Raw genomic sequence first — 18,618 nt, 5'->3', positions numbered from 1 at the left:
CAGATCCTTGGATCGCCGGGCTTTTTTGTGTCTGTCGTGATCGTCCGCTTATTGCGGGATCGAAGCCTTGGCGTCCTGACCATCGCCTTCGGGCGCGGCGACGATGTCGCGGGTGGTGGTGCCCTTGTCAGTGGTCTGCGTCTTGGGATCGCCCACCTGCGAGCGGATGGCGGTATCCGGCGAACCGGCGCGATCAAGCGCTGCGCCTTCGACTCCGGTGCGCGCCTGCGGGCCACCGAACAGCGCATCGAGCGCCTGCTGGCTGGCCGAGACCGACTGCGGACGCACCGCGCCGGGAGTGGGCGGGGTCAGCGAGAAGTCGGGCGGAATGACCAGAGGTGCCTGACGCGACACGGCGAACTCGTCCGGACGGTCACGGTTGAAGATGCCTCCGCCCGAACCGCAGGCCGACAGCGTCGTTGCCGCGGCCGAAATCCCGGCAATCAGGGCCAGTTTGCGGCTAGGATTAAACATGCTCATTCTCCGTTTTGGCGGCTGGGGCGCCATCGCTAATCCCACCAGCCTGAACCCCTGATGTAGGGGCCTCAGATTTGGCCGACTTGTCGCCGATTATCAGAACGCGGGCAAGCAATAACAGCACCCCGATGGTGATCGCGGCATCGGCGATGTTGAAGATCATGAAGGGCCGGAAAGCGCCGAAATGCAGGTCGGCATAATCGACGACATAGCCCAGGCGTGCGCGATCGATGATGTTGCCCAGCGCCCCGCCCAGGATCATGCCCAGCGCCAGAATGTCGCCGCGCGCGCGTTCCTTCCACATCCACAGCAGCACCACCGTGGCGATCAGTCCGGTGAGCGCGACCAGCAGCCAGCGCGCGGTATCGGTCTCGGCGGTGAGGAAGCCCATCGAGACGCCGCGGTTCTCCGCCCAGGTCAGGTTGAAGAACGAGGTGATCTCGATCTGCAACCGGCTCTTGAGCGCGAGCGGCCCTGCAACGATGAACTTGGCGATCTGGTCGATGACGAGGATCGTGATGGCGAGCGCGACGCCTTCGGTGCGATAGCGGGTGAGGCTCATGCGAAGCGCTCCCTGTTTCCGTGGTCGTCATGCTGAACTTGTTTCAGCACCCATTTTGCAACTGCAACCGAAGCCGCGTGGGGAGAAATGGGCCCTGAAACAAGTTCAGGGTGACGGGGAGGGGAGGTCGGCATATTCCAGCTCACGCCAGCATCTCCGTGCAACGGTCGCACAGATTGCCGTCCTCGGTCAGCTCGGGAAGATGACGCCAGCAGCGGCCGCATTTGTGGTTGGTGGTGCGGGTGACTTCGATAACCTTGGTTTCGGCGACGGAGTCATCTGCAAAGCCAGTCACCTGCGCAGAAGAGACGATCAGCAGTTCTTCGAACTCTTCCTTGCCCAATGAAGACGCTGAAGCAGCAGCAAGCGGGTCCTTCAGCTTGATCGCCACTTCGGCCTCGAGGCTTGATCGAATGATCTTGTCCCTGCGGAATGGCTCGATCGCTGCGGAAACGCTCAAACGCAGATCGCGCAAGCGATCCCAACGCATGACGAGTTCGCCGTCCTCTGGGAGGGTTGGCAGCACAGGCCACTCGAGCAAATGCACGCTGCCAGCATCAGGATAGCGCGTGGTCCATACCTCTTCCGCCGTAAACACCAGCACAGGCGCGGCGTAGCGAACCAGCGCCTCGAACAGCACGTTGAGCACCGTGCGGTACGCGCGGCGCTTGTCGGTGCCGTGCGGGTGCGCGGGGCCGATGTCGCAGTACAGGCAGTCCTTGCGGATATCGAAGAAGAACGCCGACAGGTCGTTGTTGGCGAAATCGGCGAGCGTGCGGACGTACGTGTTGTAGTCGAAATCCTCGACCGCCTGTTTCAGCTTCGCGTCCATGTCGGCAAGCAGATGCAGCACATAGCGTTCGAGCTCGGGCATGGCCTCGACCGCCACCCGTTCCGCCTCATCGAACCCGGCGAGCGCGCCGAGCATGTAGCGGAAGGTGTTGCGCAGCTTGCGGTACTGGTCCGAGACCCCCGCGAGGATTTCCTTGCCGATGCGGTGGTCCTCGGTGAAATCGACCGACAGCGCCCACAGCCGCAGGATGTCCGCGCCTGAATCCTTGATCAGCGTCAGCGGATCGATGGTGTTACCCAGCGACTTGGACATCTTCATGCCCTTGGCGTCCATGGTGAAGCCGTGCGTCAGCACCGCCTTGTACGGCGCATGGCCGCGCGTGCCGCAGCTTTCCATCAGCGAGGACTGGAACCAGCCGCGATGCTGGTCCGATCCTTCGAGATACAGGTCCGCCCAGGGGCCGACATGGCCTTCGGGCCGGGTCAGATCGGGCCATTTGCCGCTTTCGAGCACGAAGGCATGCGTGCAGCCGCTGTCGAACCAGACGTCGAGAATGTCGGTGACGCGCTCGTAATCGGCGATGTCGTAATCGGGACCGAGCAGGGCAGGGGCGGCGGCGTCGTTCCACGCATCGACACCGGCCTCGCGCATCGCCGCGACGATCCTGGCGTTGACCGCGGGGTCTTTCAGATATTGGCCGGTCTTGCGGTTGACGAACAGTGTGATCGGCACGCCCCAGGCGCGCTGGCGGCTGATCACCCAGTCGGGGCGGCCCTCGACCATCGAGCGGATGCGGTTCTCGCCCTTGGCGGGCACCCAGCGGGTGTCGGTGATCGCCTGCATCGCGGTCTCGCGCAGCGTCGGCGAGGCGCACAGGCTCTCGTCCGCGAGATCGACCGCGCCGCCTTCATTCTCCCAGCCCTTTTCGGCCCGGGTCTTGGCAGGCAGATAGGTCAGCGGCATATCCATCGGGATGAACCATTGCGGCGTGCAGCGATAGATCACCCGCGCCTTGGAGCGCCACGAGTGTGGGTAGCTGTGCTGGAATGCTGCGGCGGAGAGCAAGGCTCCTGCCGCGCGCAGGTCTTCGCAGATCGGGCCGTCGGGTGCGTTGAACTTGGGGTTGATCACCGACATCCGCCGCTCATCCGCGCCGCCGAGCCACGCCCAGTCATCGCGATAGCGCCCGTCGCCCTCGACCGCGAACACTGGCTCGATGCCATGCGCCTTGCACAGGTCGAAATCGTCCTCGCCATGGTCGGGCGACATATGGACAAGGCCCGTACCCGCATCGGTGGTGACAAAATCGCCGGGCAGGAAGGGGCGGGGCTTGGCGAAGAAACCGCCGAGTTCGTGCATAGGGTGGCGGGCGGTGGCGCCGGCCAAACACCCGCCTTTCAGGGGACTCCAACTTGCAGTGGGCGTGTAGATCAATTCAGTGTCGCTGCTCTGATCGGTCATCACAGCCTGCTTGTAACGCTCAAGAAACTGCATCAGCAGCGGCTCAGCAACCACAACGCGCTTCCCGTCAAACTGCTTTAACGGAGCATTCTCGTTAAATTCTCCGCGACGGTGTGCATCTAGTCCAAGCTGAACATGGAGATACTCAACCTCAGGCCCATAAGCCAAAGCCTGGTTCACAGGAATCGTCCAGGGCGTGGTCGTCCAGATCACCGCATACGCGCCCTCAAGCTCACGCGCATTCGGAGCGTCAACAATCTCGAACGCCACATCGATCTGCGTGCTCGTAACATCCGCATATTCAACTTCGGCCTCGGCGAGCGCGGTCTTTTCGACCGGCGACCACATCACCGGCTTGGCACCGCGATAGAGCTGGCCGGTTTCGGCGAACTTCATCAGCTCCTGCACGATCGTCGCTTCCGCAGCGAAGTCCATTGTCAGGTAGGGATTGTCCCAATCGCCATTGATGCCGAGGCGCTTCAATTGCTCGCGCTGGGTGTTCACCCATTGCTGCGCATAGGCGCGGCATTCGGCGCGGAAGGCGACGGGGTCGACCTCGTCCTTGTTGAGCTTCTTCTTGCGATACTGCTCCTCGATCTTCCACTCGATCGGCAGGCCGTGACAGTCCCAGCCGGGCACGTACGGCGCGTCCTTGCCGAGCAGCGACTGGGTACGGCAGACCATGTCTTTGAGGATATGGTTGAGCGCATGGCCGATGTGCATGTCGCCGTTCGCGTACGGCGGGCCGTCATGCAGGATGAACTTCTTGGCACCCTTGCGGGCATCACGGAGCTGGCGATACAGGTCCGCCTCCTGCCAGCGCGCCAGAATCACCGGTTCCTTCTGGGCGAGGCCAGCCTTCATCGGGAAGTCGGTCTGCGGCAAAAAGACGGTGTCTTTATAGTCCGCGGCGGGGCTTGCAGTCTGGTCAGTCATAGACGCTGGCGCTTAAGGCGCGCGGGGCTTTCAGGCAAGCAATTCCCGCGCGCGCACGCAGTCCGCCTCGATCTGCGCGGTCAGTTCCTCCATCGAGGCGAACTTGGCCTCGGGGCGGATGAAGTGGCGCAACGCCACCTCGATCGTCTGGCCGTAAAGGTCTTCGTCGAAATCGAAGAAATGCGGCTCGAGCAGTTCCTTGGGCGGATCGAACTGCGGGCGGATGCCAAGGTTCGCGGCGCCTTTGAGTACCCGACCATCGGCAAGGTGGCCGGTGACCGCATACACCCCGTACATCGGACGCAGATAGCTGCCCATGTCGACGTTTGCGGTGGGATAGCCCAGCAGCCGCCCGTTCTTGTCGCCATGCTGCACAACGCCCTGTACCGCGAACGGCCGGGTCATCAGCCGCTCGGCCTCGTCGGGCTTGCCTTCGATAAGGCACTGGCGAATGCGGCTGGAGGAGATCACCGCGTCTTCAGTCGACACCGGGCCGACCGCTTCGCTGCGCAGGCCGAGCAGTGCGCCCAGATCGCGCAGCACCTCGATATTGCCGCCGCGGCCCTTGCCGAAGGTGAAGTCCTCGCCGGTGACCACGCCCTTCGCGCCGAAGCGGGTGACCAGTAGATCGCCGACGAAATTGCCCGCGGTGGTGTTGGCGAGCGTTTCGTCAAAGGCGAACACCAGCATCGCATCGGCGCCTGCCTCAGCGAACAACTTCTGGCGCTGGTCGAGACTGGTGAGGCGGAACGGCGCGACATCGGGCTTGAAATAGCGCACCGGGTGCGGATCGAAGGTGGCGATGATCGCCGGGCGGCTTTCGGCCTTTGCCCACGCGATCGCGCGTCCCGCCACGGCCTGATGCCCGGCGTGAAATCCGTCGAAGTTCCCCAGCGCGATGATGCCCCCGCGCAAGCGTTCTGGCAGCCGATCGCCGCCTTCTACCCTGATCATGGCGCTGCCCTATAGGGCCTTGCCGGGCAGGGGTTCAATGCCCTGTTTGATGATCCTGAGTGCATTGCCGCCCATCACGGCGCGAATCTCCGCCTCGGTGAAGCCGATATCGATCAGCGCCTGCGTCACCTGGACGATCTGGCTGGCGTCGAAGCGGGTGGTCACCGCGCCATCGAAATCGCTGCCAAGTGCGACGTGCCCGATGCCGACGAGGTCGCGGACATGCTTGATCGACTGCGCGATCTTGACCGGATCGGTCGAACACAAGGCTCCGTCCCAATAGCCGATGCCGATGATGCCGCCAGTGGCGGCCACGCCGCGGATTTCGGTGTCGGAAAGGTTGCGATTGACCTTGCACACCGCCTGCACTCCGCCGTGGCTCGAGACGACCGGGCGCCGCGCCATGGCGAGGATCTCGGCGACCGACTTGTGGCTCGAATGCGCGATATCGACGATGATGCCCTTGGCCTCCATCGCGAGGATCATCTTGCGACCGAACGGGGTGAGCCCGCCCTTGGCCTGCCCGTGCATCGATCCGCCCAACTCATTGTCGAAGAAATGCACCAGCCCCGCCATCCGCATGCCGACGCCATAGAGCCGGTCGAGGTTCTCGGCCTTGCCTTCGAGGTTCTGCAGTCCCTCGACCGAATAGAGCGCGCCGGTGACCGGCTTGCCTGCAGCGCGCGCCGCGAGCAGCCGGTCGATATCGGCCGCGCGGCGCACCAGCATCAGGCGCCCATCAGAGGCCTTTGCTGCCGCTTCCAGCCTTTGGCCATGCCACATCGAGCGTTCGTGCACCGAAAACCATGTGCGCACCGGCTGCAATTGCGCGATTGCGAGCAGGGTGATGTTGTCGGTATCGGCGGAGTTGCTGTCGTAATTCTGCCCGCGCGGGGTCTTGGACACCGACGAGAAGATCTGCAGCGCGACATTGCCCGCCTCGAGCCGGGGCAGGTCGATATGGCCGCGCGCCGCCTTGTCGAGCAGGTCGCGCTTCCACAGCAGGGTGTCGCCGTGCAGATCTGCGATCTGCAGCGTCGCGTGCAGCTTGGTCGCATCGGCGCGGACCGCTGGCAACGGCTCGTCGGTCACGACATTGGTCTGCGCCTCGAACCGGCCGGGCAGCACGGTGACCACGTAGATCAACCCCGCTGCCAGCAGCAGGAGCAGCCCGAACAGGACCTTGCGGATCACCGTTGGGTCACTTGCGGACCAGTGTGACGAAGCTGAACGCGGGGCGCTCGCGATGGTCGGGATCGACAGCGTGGTCGGTTCTGGCGGTTTCCTGCCACACGCCCGGATCGAACGGCGGCATCACGGTATCGCCTGCGGGTTCTGCATGCACTTCGGTCAGTTCGACGCGGTCGGCGCGCGGCAGGAACAGCGCGAAGATCTCCGCCCCGCCGATCACCGCGACATGCGGCGCGTTGGCGGCGGCGATCGCTTCGTCGACGCTGTGCACGACCTCTGCGCCCTCGTCGCTCCAGTCGCGGCTGCGGGTCAGCACGATGTGGCGGCGTCCGGGAAGCAGCCCGGGGAGGCTGTCAAAGGTCTTGCGGCCCATGATCATCGGCCTGTTCTGGGTCAGCGCCTTGAAGTGGCGCAGGTCCATCGGCAGATGCCAGGGCAATGTGCCATTGGCGCCGATGACGCCGTTGCGCGCGCGCGCCAGCACCAGAAAGATATCGGGATGGTTCATGGTTGCCTTGCCCTGGGCTCAAGCGAAATGCGTGTGACGTGCCCCATCTTGCGACCGGGTGCCGCGCGGTGCTTGCCGTAGAGATGGAGATGGTTGGCGGGATCGGCGAGCAGATCGGGCCAGTGATTTGCGTCCTCGCCGATCAGATTGTGCATCTCGGCGCTATGGCACGCGAGCGCGGTTTCGCCCAGTGGCAGCCCGCAGATCGCACGGATATGGTTCTCGAACTGGCTGGTGAAGGCGCCTTCGATCGTCCAGTGGCCGCTGTTGTGGACGCGCGGCGCCATCTCGTTGAACACCGGTCCGTCGCCAGTCGCAAAAAACTCCAGCGTGAGCACGCCGACATAGTCGAGCGCTTGTGCCACCTTGGCGGCGAGCGCGCGCGCCGCAGGCACCTGCGCGGTGATCGCGGCGCTGGCAGGGACGCTCGATCGATCGAGGATGCCTGCGACATGCGCGTTCTCGGCGCTGTCCCAGAAGCGGATATCGCCATCGAGTCCGCGCGCGAGGATCACGGAGAACTCCGCGTCGAAATCGACGAACCCTTCGATGATCGCGGGGACGCCGCCGGCCTCATGCCAGCGCGCAACTGGATCGTCGCCGCGCATGACGCGCGCCTGGCCCTTGCCGTCATAGCCCATGCGGTTGGACTTGATGATCGCGGGCGTCCCGGCGATGGCCATTGCGGCTGCGACATCCTCGGCGGTCTCGGCAAAGCCGTAAGGCGCGGCGCGACCGCCCAGATCGGTGAAGAAGCGCTTCTCGTCGATGCGGCTCTGCGCGATTTCCAGAGCCCTGGGGCTGGGGCGAAGCGGCACCTTGCCCGCGATCGCGGCGAGCGGCGGGACCGGAACATTCTCGAACTCATAGGTCACGACATCGCATGCCGCGGCAAAAGCCGATAGCGCAGCATCGTCGGAATAGTCCGCGCAGCTGCTGGCGGCGGAAACCTCCGCGCCCGGGCTGGTCTCTTCAGGCGCGAAGATGTGGCAGCGATAGCCAAGCTGCGCCGCCGCCATGCTGAGCATCCGGCCCAGCTGCCCGCCGCCCATGATGCCGATAGTGCTGCCAGGAGGTATGATGCTGCTCATACCGGGCGTTCACCCACCGATTCGGTCTGCGCGCTGCGCCAGGCATCGAGCCGCTCGGCCAGCGCTGCGTCGCTTGTCGCCAGGATCGATGCGGCCAGCAGCCCTGCATTCTTGGCCCCGGCAGGCCCGATCGCCAGCGTGCCGACGGGAATGCCGCCGGGCATCTGGACGATCGACAACAGGCTGTCGAGCCCGCTCAATGCCTTGCTGGAGACAGGCACCCCCAGCACCGGCAGCCGGGTCATGCTGGCCACCATGCCGGGCAGGTGTGCTGCGCCGCCGGCGCCCGCGATGATCACCTTGAAGCCTGAATCGACAGCGCCTCTGGCGAATTCCACCAGCCTTTCGGGGGTTCGGTGGGCCGAGACGATGCGGCAATCATGCGCGACGCCGAGCTCGTCCAGAACTGCCGCTGCCCCTGCCATGGTTTCCCAGTCGGACTGGCTGCCCATGACAATGGCGACCGGGGGCGCAACCGGCACCGGGTCGGGCTTGTGGGATGGCTCGGCCACGCATTTCTCTCCGCAGGTTTGCTGGTTCGATCAGGGTCTTAAAGCCAAAGACCCGCACCCGCAATCGCCATGAAAAGGAAATTGGGCAGGCCAGTCGAGCGGTCCATCCTGTCCCGCTTGTGCACAGATTATACATGGTTTCCTCAATTTTCATCATGCTGCGTTGCGTCATAGTTGCTATGTCATGTGTGAGGATCGCATCCGGGGGCTTCCAGGTAAAATCAGATGAGAATGAACGACGTTCAGGGCGACGAGGGTGCCTTTGCACCCCAGGCTGATATGGCGATGAGCCATGAACAGCTTGCGCTGCTCTGCGCCGATCTCAAGCAGCAGAACGCCAGGCTCAGCGCGCGGGTGCGCGTGCTTGAGGACGAAATCTGCCGCGACACGCTGACCCCTTTGTACAACCGTCGGCACTTCGAACAGGCGGTGGCGCTGGCGATCGCGCACTGCCAGCGTTTTGGCACTCGCTCTGCCCTTTTGTTCATCGATGTCGACGACCTCAAGGCGATCAACGATACCTATGGCCATGCCGGGGGCGACGAGGCGCTGCGCACTGTCGCGGACGTTCTGCTGGCCAATGTCCGCTCTACAGATGTCGTCGCGCGGATCGGTGGCGATGAATTCGCGCTGCTGCTCGGCACCATCGGCGACGATGATGTCGAGCAGAAGATCGCCGAACTGACCGCGGGAATCGAGGCGTGCCGACCGCAGTTTTCTGGCGGCAAACCCTGTCTTTCGGCGACCTTTGGCCACGCCTTCATCCATGCCGATGACCGCGCCGACAAGGTTCTGGCGCGCGCGGACAGCCAGATGTACCGCTCTAAACGCCTGCGCGGTGGCGCCCGCCGCTGACGCACCGCGTTTTCCGCCCGTTATTTGGGCGGCGTTAACGCTTATGCTTTACGCGGCGTTACATGACCCAGTGGCACAAAGTCCTGATCGCTATGGGGTTCAGTGTGGGCGTCACATTGGTGTCCATGCTGGCAATGGCGATATTGACCGGTGAACATATCCCATGGCCCTTCTGGGCCTTTGCCGCCGTGTGCCCGGCGATCATCTCCGGCCCTGTCACCTATATCCTGGCCAGCCAGGCAGAAGTGAACCGCAGGTTGAACCAGCAACTGATGGCAACCCAGGCGGTGCTGCGCGCGCAGGCCGATATCGATCATCTCACCGGCACGCTCAACCGCGCGGCATTCTATCGCCAGGCGTCCGACTATGCCGACGATGCGCCCGCCTGCGTTCTGCTGGCGGATATCGACCATTTCAAGGCGATCAACGATCTGCACGGCCATGCCGCAGGCGATCATGCGCTGCGCCTCGTGGCCAGGACACTGCAGGCCGCGCTGCGCCCGAACGATCTGCTCGGCCGCGTCGGGGGCGAGGAGTTCGCCGTCCTGCTGGCGGCCATGCCCGAGGAACTGGGTATCGTCATCGCTGAGCGGGCACGCTCGGCCATCGCCGGCCTCGAGGTCGCCACCGCAGATGGAACGCCGGTCGTCCTGTCGATCTCGATCGGGGTCGCGCCGCTGGAGACGGGAGACTCGCTCGAACAGGCGCTGGCGCAGGCTGATGCTGCGATGTACGCCGCCAAGCGCGGCGGCCGCAACCGGGTTCGCGCCGCAGGATAACATCCCGATTGCCAGCACGCGCGCTCGCTGCAATGCTGCAGGCCTGACAGCAAAAACAGGGGTTTGCGATGCGAATGAAGGCTTTGGTGGTGGCACTGGCGATCTCGGCGATGGCAGTGCCTCTGGCGGCGCAGCCCGGACCGACCACCGGACAGGTGGCGGTCGATTATGCGGCGAAGATTCAGCAGGGCGATGTCATCCTCAGGGATTTCACCTTCGGCAGCGGCGAAACGATGGCCGAGCTGCGGATGCATTATGCGACATTGGGCACGCCCAGGCGGGACGCTTCGGGCCGGGTGACGAATGCGGTGATGGTGCTGCACGGCACCGGCGGCACCGGGCTGCAGTTCCTCCAGCCGCAGTTCGCCAATGCGCTGTTCGGACCCGGCGAGCCGCTCGACATCACGAAGTATTACGTCATCCTCCCCGACAATATCGGCCATGGCAAATCGTCAAAGCCGTCCGATGGCCTGAAGATGGGTTTCCCCGCCTATGACTATACCGACATGGTCAAGGCACAGCGGCGGATGCTGGTCGAAGGGCTCAAGGTCGATCGGCTGCGGCTGGTGATGGGCACCTCGATGGGGTGCATGCACGGCTTCACCTGGGGGCAGGTCGATCCCGGCTTTGTCCAGGCGATGATGCCGATGGCGTGCCTGCCGATGCCGATCGCCGGGCACAACCGCATGTGGCGCAAGGCCGCGATCGAGGGGATCAAGGCCGATCCGGCATGGAACGGCGGCAATTATGCCAGCCCGCCGATGATGGGGCTGCGCGTCGCCGCCAGCCTGTTGCAGGTCGCAGGCTTCGCGCCGCTCTATCTGCAAAAGGCGTTTCCCACCCGGGATGCTGCGGATGCCTATATCACGCAGCGGATCGAAGCCTCGATCAAGGGCATCGATGCCAATGACACGATCTACCAGATCGAATCCTCGCGCAATTACGACCCTTCGGCGACGGTCGAGCAGATGACCATGCCGGTCACCTGGATCAACTCCTCGGACGATTTCATCAATCCCTGGGATTATGGCGTGGCGGAAGGCTTCGGCAAGCGGCTGCCCGATGGCAAGTATCTGCTGATCCAGGCGACCGACGACACGCGCGGCCACGGCACCCACACCTGGGCTAAGTTCTGGAAAGACGAACTGGTGGCATTGCTGGCGCGCAGCGAGAAGTGACATTTCGCTTTATCGTCACCCCCGCGAACACGGGGGGCCCGCTTTCCTGAGCCGCGCTGGCCAGGAAGCGGGATTCCCGCCTGCGCGGGAATGACGAGGCAAAAGGCAGGATCTTAAGCGAACACGCTGGCGAGCTGGTCGCTGCTGGTGCCCTCTTTCGATCCGCGCAGTTCGATATACACCGCTGCGATACCCGCTGCGCCCACGGCGGCACTGACGGTGCTGAGCAGCGCGCTGCTGACCAGCGAGAGGCTTTCGCTGATCAGCGAGATCACGCCGATCGGGATGGCGATGATCATGCTGAACACAATGAACACGATGATCAGCCCCAGCAGCTTCCAGCGCGACCCCTTGGTCAACGCCGAGCTGCGGCTGAGGGATTCGAACACACCCAGGTTTTCGACCATCATCACCGGCACCGCGATCATCCACATCAGGTACAGGATGATCCCGGGGATGATGAGGAACATGAAGCCGATCGACACCCCGATGGCGACGACGATGCCCAGCCCGATCAGCGGAAACAACTTGGCGATCGCGCGGTTGACGCACTCGCCGAAGTTCACCGGCTTGCCCGCCAGATCATTGGCTGAGGCGACGATCAGCGAGGCCTGCAGCACGATCGAGAGGAACAGGAACACGATATAGCCGATCACGCTTGAAAAGATCGCGCCCGGCGAGCTCATCAGCGCCAGCGGATCGGCGGTTTCAGGCGCCAGCACCAGGCCGATCAGCAGCTGGGGCACGCCGACGATGATCAGCGACAACCCCAGGAACAGCGGTGCATTGCGCGCGATGACGCCGAAGGTATTCGAAAATACGTTGGAAATGCTGAAGTCAGCCGGTTGACTGGCCATGGAAATTCTCCCCTTTGTCTGGTCCCGCGCGCCCGAATCCTCAAAGTCTTCTTGACCGCAGCCTAACACTCAGAGGCATCACGTCCAGTGCTGCGGGACACAGCGATCGTGCGGCGGGCGACCGCCCTGCGCTGCAAATCGCCTTGCTCCGCCGGGCGGCATCTGCGATCAAACCGGGTGTGACAACCGGCCCCGATCTTTCCGCACCCCGCCGAGAAGGCTTTGACGCGGCCTATGATCAGGTGCGCGGGGACAGCGATATCCAGTTTTCCGCCAGCTTCGCCAAACCGCCCGAACCGCCGCCCGAATGGTGGGGCGATGTGACCCGCTGGCTGGGCGAAGTGCTTGAGCCCGTGGTCCGCCTGCTGGCCGCAGCCTGGCCGGTGCTGAGCAAGCTGCTGCTGGTCGCGCTGGTGATCGGGGTGGCGGCGCTGGCGTGGGTGATCCTTGCCCCTTACATTGCCGACTGGCGCGAGCGGCGCGCAGCCGCGGTCCCCGATTGGGTACCCGATCAGGCCGTGGCGCGGCGGTTGCTCGAAGAGGCCGATGCGCTCGCGGCGCAGGGCCGGTTCGACGAAGCCGCGCATCTTCTGCTGTATCGTTCGATCGAGGACATCGCCGCCAAGCGCCCCGAACTGCTGCGGCCATCGACCACCGCTCGCGAAATCGGTGCGGTCGAGGCGCTCTCGGCGCGCGCAAGCAGCGCATTCGGCATCATCGCCGGGCATGTCGAGGCGAGCTTCTTTGCGCGCCGTCCGCTCGACCGCAGCGCGTGGGACAGCTCGCGCGAAGCCTATCGCGCGTTTGCGCTGGACGGGGGCTGACATGGCAGCTGGCAACGCAAGCGGCGGTAGCGCCAATCCCTTCGCGCGCGGAACCGTGCTGCTGATGGTGGCGATCGGTTTTGCCGCGTTCCTTGCGCTGCTCTACGCAATCGGCGCGGGCGGGGCATTGCGATCGGGCAACAACGGTGCGGCGCACGGCGCCTCGGTGAGCGCGATCGGCTATTCGGCGCTCGGGCGGCTGCTCGAACAGACCGGCACCAAGGTCAGCTATGGCCGCAGCCCGAATTCGCTGCAGCAGCAGGGCCTGCTGATCGTGACGCCAGAGCTCAGCGCCGACCCCGAAGAGCTGGCAGCGATGGTCAACCAACGCCGCACCTTAGGGCCTACTCTGATCATTCTGCCCAAATGGCAGGCGACTCCCGAACAGGGATTGAGGACCGGGTGGGTGCGGCTGGAATCGCCCTCGGTTGCACTGCAGGCGCCGCAGGTCCTGTCGCAGCTTGTGCAAGCGAGGACGCGGCTGGAAGGCTTCGACAGCCAGTTCACCTCGCTCCCACCGATCGACCTGGAGAAGCCTGCACAACAGGCTGCTGTGCTGAAAGCAGCGCTCAAATCAAGGGTTACGATTAGCGGCTCAGGTCTGCGCACGGTGCTGGCTGACCCCGCAACCGGTGCGGCGCGCGTCGCCGTGATCGATGATGGTAGCTTGCCAAGTTCGCCTGAGACCGTAGCTGAACCGCAGACTATGAACGGTTTCGGGGGGCCGTTGTACCGCACGGTGATTGTTGCTGACGCCGATCTGATGAACAATCTGGGCCTCGCCAGTCGCGAGACTGCGGCGCAAGCTTTGCAGATACTGGATGTGGCGGGAGCCAGGAACGAACAAGACGTGGTGTTCGATCTTACCCAGAATGGCCTCGGCACATCTGAAAACCTGCTCTCGGTCGCCTTCCGCCCGCCGTTTGTGGGTGCGGTGGTGAGCCTGGCGCTGGCGGCGATCGCGTTCGGCTGGATGGCATTCTGCCGTTTCGGCCCTGCGCTGGCCGAGGCGCAGCCCTTCGGCTTCGGCAAGACCGCGCTGGTCAAGGGCGGCGCCGGGCTGATGCGGCGGCTGGGGCGCGATCATCTGACCGCGCCTGCCTATGCCGATCTGGTGCGGGAACGCGCGGCGCGCTCGCTTGGTCTGCCTGCGGGCATGTCGCATCAGCAGGTCGATAAACGCCTGGCGATGGTATCCCCCGATGCCGAGGGCCGCAGTTACGAAACATTGAGCGCATCCATGCGCGCCGCGCGCGACCGCCCCTCGATAGTCGCGGCGGCGCGCGCTCTTCATGCCTGGAAAAAGGAACGTTTGGGATGAACATTGCCGATATCAACGCGCTGGGCGGGCGCATCCGGGCGGAGATGGCCAAGGCGATCATCGGCCAGGACGACACCATCGACCACATGCTGATCGCGTTGTTCTCGTCGGGCCATGTGCTGCTGGAGGGGCCCCCGGGCACCGCCAAGACCTTCATGGCGCAATGCTTTGCCGCGTGCCTGTCGCTCGATTTCGGGCGCATCCAGTTCACGCCGGACCTGATGCCGGGCGACATCATCGGCTCCAACCTGTTTAACTTCCAGACCAGCGAGTTCACGCTGACCCGCGGCGCGATCTTCACCGATCTGCTGCTCGCCGATGAAATCAACCGCACCCCGCCAAAGACCCAGGCAGCTCTGCTCGAGGCGATGCAGGAGCGTAGCGTCACATTGGACGGCACCCGTCACGCGCTGTCGCCGCATTTCATGGTTGTGGCGACCCAGAACCCGATCGAGCAGCAGGGTGTGTACCCGCTGCCCGAGGCGCAGCTCGACCGCTTTCTGTTCAAGCTGCTGGTCGGCTATCCCAGCGCCGAGGAAGAAACGCGGATCGTCGCCGAATACGGCAAGCGCACCGGCGCACAGCGGCCATCGGCGTTCGCCATCCAGCCCCAGGTCAGCGGCGACGAGCTGGTCGCGGCGCGCGCGGCGGTGGGCGAGGTGAGGCTGGTCGAGGATGTCGTCGCCTACATCGTGCGGCTGGTGCGCGCGACGCGCGAGACTGCGGACTTCGAAAGCGGTGCATCGCCCCGCGCCGCGATCATGCTCGCCAATGCCGCGCGCGCGCGCGCAGCGCTGCAGGGCCGCGATTATGTGATCCCCGATGACGTCAAGCAGCTTGCCGCCTCGGTGCTGCGCCACCGCACCTTGCTGTCGCCCGCCGCCGAGATCGAGGGCCGCCGGGTCGAGGCGATCGTCGCCGAGCTGGTCGAGCGCACCGAGGCGCCGCGTTGATTGCGTTCTACCCCAGTCTGCGCGCCGGGCTGCTGATTGCGGGCGGAGCGCCGTTATCGGTGCTGCTGGCGGCGGTGTCACCGGGTCTTTGGGCGCTGGGCCCGGCCTGGTCGGCGGCCATGCTGCTGCTGGCCGCGCTCGATGCGCTGGTCGCGGGCCGCGCGCGCGAAATCCGGCTGGTGGTCCCTGCGAGCAGCGAGCTGGGGCAGGCTGTGGTGATCGGGGTGGAGGCCGAGCTTTCGGCCCGGACGCCGGTGCGCCGGGCGGAGGCCAGCATCGCGGTGGAGACCAGGCTGGTGCCGAGCGGGCGCGGCGATGGCGGGCTGACCGCCTCGGGCCCGTCCGATGACCTGTCGGGCAGCATTGCGCTGCATCCGGTGCGCCGCGGTTCGCTGGTGATCGAGCGGCTGTGGATCCGCTGGCAAGGGCCGATGGGGCTTGGCTGGCGGCAGGCCAGCCAGGCGAGCGGCGAAAGCGTCGCGATCCTGCCCGATATTGCCGCGGTGCGTGCGCCGGCGCTGCAGGTGTTCCTCAAGGAAGCGATCTTCGGCATCCTCGCGCGGCAGATGCGCGGCGAGGGTAGCGAATTCGAGGCGCTGGTGGAATATCAGCCGGGCTTCGACCGTCGCGCGATCGACTGGAAGAGCTCTGCGCGCCATTCCAAGCTGCTGGCGCGCGAATATGACACCGAGCGCAACAACCAGATTGTCTTTGCGCTCGATTCGGGTTCCGATATGTGCGAGCCGGTTGCGGGCCTGCCGCGGATCGATCGCGCGGTTTCTGCGGCGCTGCTGACCAGCTATGTCGCCTTGAAGGCGGGCGATCAGGTGCGGTTGTTCTCCTTCGCCGCGCGGCCAGAGCGCACCACGCCGTTCGTCTCGGGCAGCCGCAACTTCTTTCGCCTGCAATCGGAAGCCGCGCAGATCGACTACCGGTTCGAGGAGAGCAACTACACGCTCGCGCTCTCGACGCTGGCCGCGCAATTACAGCGCCGCTCGCTGATCGTCGTCTTCACCGATTTCACCGACCCGACCAGCGCCGAGCTGATGCTCGAATCGGTGGGGCGGCTGATCGACCGGCACCTGCTGCTGTTCGTCGCGATGGAGGACGAGGAGCTGCTCGCGCTTGTAGACCAGACACCCGAGACCAGCGAGCAGGTGGCACAGAGCGTCGCGGCGGCAGGCTTGCTCGCGCAGCGTCGGATGGTGATCACACGCCTCAGGCATCTGGGGATCGAGGTGATCGAGGGGCGGCATGACGAGATCGGCACGCGGCTGATGAACGCCTATCTCAAGATAAAGCGGCGGGGACAGCTGTGAACGGGCAGGTGACCAATCCCGGCGGCGAGCAGGCGGTTGCCGCTGCGGTGCTGCGCAGCGACCGCTTCCGGCTGGAGCGAGAGGCCGACTGGGTGCGGCTCGATGGCATGATCACCGCGATGGAAAAGGGCAGGCTCAAGCGGCTCGCCGATGATGACGTGATGGCGCTGCCGGTGTTGTATCGCAACCTGCTCTCCAGCCTGTCGATCGCGCGCGAAAGCTCGCTCGATGCCGGGCTCATCGCCTATCTCGAATCGCTGACCCTGCGCGCCTATTTCATCGTCTACGGCACGCGCACCACCTTTGGCGGCTGGTGCCGCAGCTTCTTTGGCGGCGCCCTCAGCCGCGCGGTGCGCGCAATCGGGTTCGACATCGTGGTTGCGCTCGCAGCGATGGTGATCGGGGCGGTGCTGGGTTTCATGCTGGTCGATGCCGACACGCAATGGTTCTACCGGCTGGTACCAGCACAGTTCAGCGACGTGCGCGTTCCCGGTGCTTCGCGCGAGGCTCTGGCGGGCACGCTTTTCGGCAAGCAGGACGGCGAGGGCCTGTCGGTGTTCGCCGCCTATCTGTTCAACAACAACGCCCAGGTTGCGATCCTCGCCTTTGCATTGGGGTTTGCGTTTGGCGTGCCGACTGTGCTGCTGCTGATCTACAACACCGCAACGCTGGGGGCGATGCTGTGGGTTTTCGCCTCGCGCGGGCTGACGGTGGAGTTCGTCGGCTGGTTGTCGATCCACGGCACCACCGAGCTGCTGGCGATCCTGCTGGCAGGCGCAGCCGGGCTGCACATCGGCCGTGCGCTCGGTTTTCCCGGAAAGCGCAGCCATCTGGCGGCGCTCAGCCAGTCGGGGCGCACCTCGGCGCAGGTGATGACAGGCGTCATCGTGATGCTGATCTGCGCCGGGCTGCTCGAAGGCTTTGCCCGCCAGCTCGTCCAGGCGACCGAAGTCCGTTATGCCATCGGCTATGGCATCCTGGCGCTGTGGCTGGCCTATTTCTTCGCTTTCCGTCCGAGGCGCAGCTGATGGCGCGCGCTGCGCAGCCGGGCCGCAGCCACGGCACCGATCCGAAGCTGAAACGCACGCTGGTGACGCCCGAAGGCGTCGCATTGGCGGTCGCTGTTGCCCCTGCCAGCGCGCGGATCGGGGCGCTTTTCATCGATCTGGCCGCGCTTTTCGGTCTTGTGCTGGGCTTTGTGCTGACGCTGGCGCTGCTCGCCTGGGCCTATTCGTCCGCCGGACTGCCTGCCGTCTCGGATGGGTTCGTCAATTTCCTGGTGGTGCTGTTCATCATCGGGCTGTTTCTGGCGCGCAACGCGTATTTCCTTTTCTTCGAGCTGGGCCAGCGGGCCGCGACCTGGGGCAAGCGCGCGGTCGGCATCCGCGTGGCCTCGCGCGACGGCGGGCGGCTGACGGCGGAGGCGGTGATCGCGCGCAACCTGCTGCGCGATATAGAGATGTTCCTGCCGCTGATGTTCATGACATCGGGCGGGGTGCAGGGGACGCTGAGCGAATTTGCCGCGTGGTCGGGGATCATCTGGGTGGGCATCTTCCTGGTCTTCCCGCTGCTCAACAAGGACCGGCTGCGCTGCGGTGATCTGATCGCCGGGACCTGGGTGGTGGAAGCCCCGCGGTCCACGCTGGGCGCGGTGGTCACCAACGGTGTGACGCCAGGCGCTGCGGCGGCGGACGCACCGAGCCTGCCGCCCGATCGCTATCGCTTCGGGGATGACGAGCTTTCGGTCTATGGCGAATACGAGCTTCAGATGCTCGAACAGGTGCTGCGCACCGCCAATCCCGATGCGATGGAAACGGTGGCCGCCACCATCTGCGCCAAGATCGGCTGGAGCGCGCCTTCAGGTGACGAACGCGCATTCCTGGACGCGTATTATACCCAGTTGCGCGCGCGGCTAGAACGGGGTCTGCGCTTCGGCAGACGCCGCGCCGACAAGAACAGCTGACCTGCTCGCGCCATTGTGCGCGGGGTCTTCGCCACATGAGCAAACTCTCTTTTGACGCGCGTCTGCAACGCTTCGTCGTTTGCG

General features: G+C 64.9%; 18 protein-coding genes. 9 read left to right on the top strand and 9 right to left on the bottom strand.

Features of this window, described 5'->3' with window-relative positions:
• Positions 1–48 precede the first annotated feature (48 nt).
• The 8 genes from IP68_RS08500 to purE all read right to left on the bottom strand — a co-directional run bounded on the left by IP68_RS08500 (position 49) and on the right by purE (position 8,425).
• The gene (locus tag IP68_RS08500) at positions 49–474 is read right to left on the bottom strand and encodes a DUF3035 domain-containing protein (protein ID WP_054134776.1); all 426 of its coding nucleotides are present in this window, start codon (positions 472–474) and stop codon (positions 49–51) included.
• Positions 467–1,039 carry a signal peptidase II gene (gene lspA / locus IP68_RS08495; protein ID WP_054134558.1) on the bottom strand — a complete coding sequence of 191 codons (573 nt, stop codon included), beginning with the start codon at positions 1,037–1,039 and terminating at the stop codon, positions 467–469. The genes IP68_RS08500 and lspA overlap by 8 nt, the downstream gene beginning before the upstream one ends.
• 142 nt (positions 1,040–1,181) lie before the next feature.
• A complete protein-coding gene (gene ileS / locus IP68_RS08490) occupies positions 1,182–4,229 on the bottom strand; it encodes an isoleucine--tRNA ligase (RefSeq protein WP_054134557.1) in 3,048 nt (1,015 codons plus the stop codon).
• A 30-nt stretch (positions 4,230–4,259) separates the two neighbouring features.
• Complete coding sequence (locus tag IP68_RS08485) at positions 4,260–5,183, bottom strand: bifunctional riboflavin kinase/FAD synthetase (RefSeq protein ID WP_054134556.1); 924 nt, start codon at positions 5,181–5,183, stop codon at positions 4,260–4,262.
• Between the two features lie 9 nt (positions 5,184–5,192).
• Complete coding sequence (locus IP68_RS08480; RefSeq protein ID WP_369814847.1) at positions 5,193–6,374, bottom strand: dipeptidase; 1,182 nt, start codon at positions 6,372–6,374, stop codon at positions 5,193–5,195.
• A gap of 10 nt (positions 6,375–6,384) precedes the next feature.
• Positions 6,385–6,882: a dihydrofolate reductase gene (locus IP68_RS08475; RefSeq protein WP_054134554.1), complete on the bottom strand. Its 498-nt coding sequence runs from the start codon at positions 6,880–6,882 to the stop codon at positions 6,385–6,387.
• Complete coding sequence (locus IP68_RS08470) at positions 6,879–7,973, bottom strand: 5-(carboxyamino)imidazole ribonucleotide synthase (protein WP_054134553.1); 1,095 nt, start codon at positions 7,971–7,973, stop codon at positions 6,879–6,881. Before IP68_RS08470 ends, IP68_RS08475 begins: the two co-directional genes overlap by 4 nt.
• The gene (gene purE, locus IP68_RS08465; RefSeq protein WP_054134552.1) at positions 7,970–8,425 is read right to left on the bottom strand and encodes a 5-(carboxyamino)imidazole ribonucleotide mutase; all 456 of its coding nucleotides are present in this window, start codon (positions 8,423–8,425) and stop codon (positions 7,970–7,972) included. The genes IP68_RS08470 and purE overlap by 4 nt, the downstream gene beginning before the upstream one ends.
• 291 nt (positions 8,426–8,716) lie before the next feature.
• Between purE and IP68_RS08460 the strand changes: the two genes are divergently transcribed.
• The 3 genes from IP68_RS08460 (at position 8,717) to IP68_RS08450 (ending at position 11,297) form a co-directional block, all read left to right on the top strand.
• Positions 8,717–9,340: a GGDEF domain-containing protein gene (locus IP68_RS08460; protein WP_054134551.1), complete on the top strand. Its 624-nt coding sequence runs from the start codon at positions 8,717–8,719 to the stop codon at positions 9,338–9,340.
• 62 nt (positions 9,341–9,402) lie between these two features.
• Positions 9,403–10,119, top strand: a complete 717-nt coding sequence (locus tag IP68_RS08455) for a GGDEF domain-containing protein (protein ID WP_054134550.1) — start codon at positions 9,403–9,405, stop codon at positions 10,117–10,119.
• Positions 10,120–10,187: 68 nt separating this feature from the next.
• Positions 10,188–11,297 carry an alpha/beta fold hydrolase gene (locus IP68_RS08450; protein WP_082382228.1) on the top strand — a complete coding sequence of 370 codons (1,110 nt, stop codon included), beginning with the start codon at positions 10,188–10,190 and terminating at the stop codon, positions 11,295–11,297.
• 113 nt (positions 11,298–11,410) lie between these two features.
• Here IP68_RS08450 and IP68_RS08445 read toward each other — a convergent pair whose 3' ends face one another.
• Entirely contained in the window at positions 11,411–12,154 is a 744-nt protein-coding gene (locus tag IP68_RS08445) for a hypothetical protein (RefSeq protein WP_054134549.1), read from the bottom strand.
• Between the two features lie 179 nt (positions 12,155–12,333).
• Here IP68_RS08445 and IP68_RS08440 point away from each other — a divergent pair, with 179 nt between their 5' ends.
• Genes IP68_RS08440 through IP68_RS08415 form a run of 6 tightly spaced genes read left to right on the top strand, consistent with a single transcriptional unit; the run spans position 12,334 to position 18,534 of the window.
• On the top strand, positions 12,334–12,978 hold the full coding sequence (locus IP68_RS08440) for a hypothetical protein (RefSeq protein WP_054134548.1): 645 nt from the start codon (positions 12,334–12,336) through the stop codon (positions 12,976–12,978).
• 1 nt (position 12,979) lies between these two features.
• Positions 12,980–14,299 carry a DUF4350 domain-containing protein gene (locus IP68_RS08435; protein ID WP_054134547.1) on the top strand — a complete coding sequence of 440 codons (1,320 nt, stop codon included), beginning with the start codon at positions 12,980–12,982 and terminating at the stop codon, positions 14,297–14,299.
• Positions 14,296–15,252 carry a MoxR family ATPase gene (locus tag IP68_RS08430; RefSeq protein ID WP_054134546.1) on the top strand — a complete coding sequence of 319 codons (957 nt, stop codon included), beginning with the start codon at positions 14,296–14,298 and terminating at the stop codon, positions 15,250–15,252. The genes IP68_RS08435 and IP68_RS08430 overlap by 4 nt, the downstream gene beginning before the upstream one ends.
• On the top strand, positions 15,249–16,571 hold the full coding sequence (locus tag IP68_RS08425) for a DUF58 domain-containing protein (RefSeq protein WP_054134545.1): 1,323 nt from the start codon (positions 15,249–15,251) through the stop codon (positions 16,569–16,571). The genes IP68_RS08430 and IP68_RS08425 overlap by 4 nt, the downstream gene beginning before the upstream one ends.
• Positions 16,568–17,599, top strand: a complete 1,032-nt coding sequence (locus IP68_RS08420; protein WP_054134544.1) for a stage II sporulation protein M — start codon at positions 16,568–16,570, stop codon at positions 17,597–17,599. Before IP68_RS08425 ends, IP68_RS08420 begins: the two co-directional genes overlap by 4 nt.
• On the top strand, positions 17,599–18,534 hold the full coding sequence (locus IP68_RS08415; protein WP_054134543.1) for an RDD family protein: 936 nt from the start codon (positions 17,599–17,601) through the stop codon (positions 18,532–18,534). Before IP68_RS08420 ends, IP68_RS08415 begins: the two co-directional genes overlap by 1 nt.
• Positions 18,535–18,618: the final 84 nt, after the last annotated feature.

It is taken from the genome of Blastomonas sp. AAP25 (assembly GCF_001295965.1).
Lineage (GTDB): Bacteria > Pseudomonadota > Alphaproteobacteria > Sphingomonadales > Sphingomonadaceae > Blastomonas > Blastomonas fulva.
This window is presented reverse-complemented; position numbering and strand designations above follow the sequence as displayed.

Excerpts from the sequence above, each read along its gene's own strand:
- IP68_RS08435 (WP_054134547.1), top strand. The coding sequence starts at position 12,980 with ATGGCAGCTGGCAACGCAAGCGGCGGTAGCGCCAATCCCTTCGCGCGC.
- lspA (WP_054134558.1), bottom strand. The coding sequence starts at position 1,039 with ATGAGCCTCACCCGCTATCGCACCGAAGGCGTCGCGCTCGCCATCACG.
- IP68_RS08475 (WP_054134554.1), bottom strand. The coding sequence starts at position 6,882 with ATGAACCATCCCGATATCTTTCTGGTGCTGGCGCGCGCGCGCAACGGC.
- ileS (WP_054134557.1), bottom strand. The coding sequence starts at position 4,229 with ATGACTGACCAGACTGCAAGCCCCGCCGCGGACTATAAAGACACCGTC.
- IP68_RS08485 (WP_054134556.1), bottom strand. The coding sequence starts at position 5,183 with ATGATCAGGGTAGAAGGCGGCGATCGGCTGCCAGAACGCTTGCGCGGG.
- IP68_RS08500 (WP_054134776.1), bottom strand. The coding sequence starts at position 474 with ATGTTTAATCCTAGCCGCAAACTGGCCCTGATTGCCGGGATTTCGGCC.
- IP68_RS08455 (WP_054134550.1), top strand. The coding sequence starts at position 9,403 with ATGACCCAGTGGCACAAAGTCCTGATCGCTATGGGGTTCAGTGTGGGC.
- IP68_RS08415 (WP_054134543.1), top strand. The coding sequence starts at position 17,599 with ATGGCGCGCGCTGCGCAGCCGGGCCGCAGCCACGGCACCGATCCGAAG.
- purE (WP_054134552.1), bottom strand. The coding sequence starts at position 8,425 with ATGGGCAGCCAGTCCGACTGGGAAACCATGGCAGGGGCAGCGGCAGTT.
- IP68_RS08450 (WP_082382228.1), top strand. The coding sequence starts at position 10,188 with ATGCGAATGAAGGCTTTGGTGGTGGCACTGGCGATCTCGGCGATGGCA.
- IP68_RS08460 (WP_054134551.1), top strand. The coding sequence starts at position 8,717 with ATGAACGACGTTCAGGGCGACGAGGGTGCCTTTGCACCCCAGGCTGAT.
- IP68_RS08445 (WP_054134549.1), bottom strand. The coding sequence starts at position 12,154 with ATGGCCAGTCAACCGGCTGACTTCAGCATTTCCAACGTATTTTCGAAT.
- IP68_RS08470 (WP_054134553.1), bottom strand. The coding sequence starts at position 7,973 with ATGAGCAGCATCATACCTCCTGGCAGCACTATCGGCATCATGGGCGGC.
- IP68_RS08430 (WP_054134546.1), top strand. The coding sequence starts at position 14,296 with ATGAACATTGCCGATATCAACGCGCTGGGCGGGCGCATCCGGGCGGAG.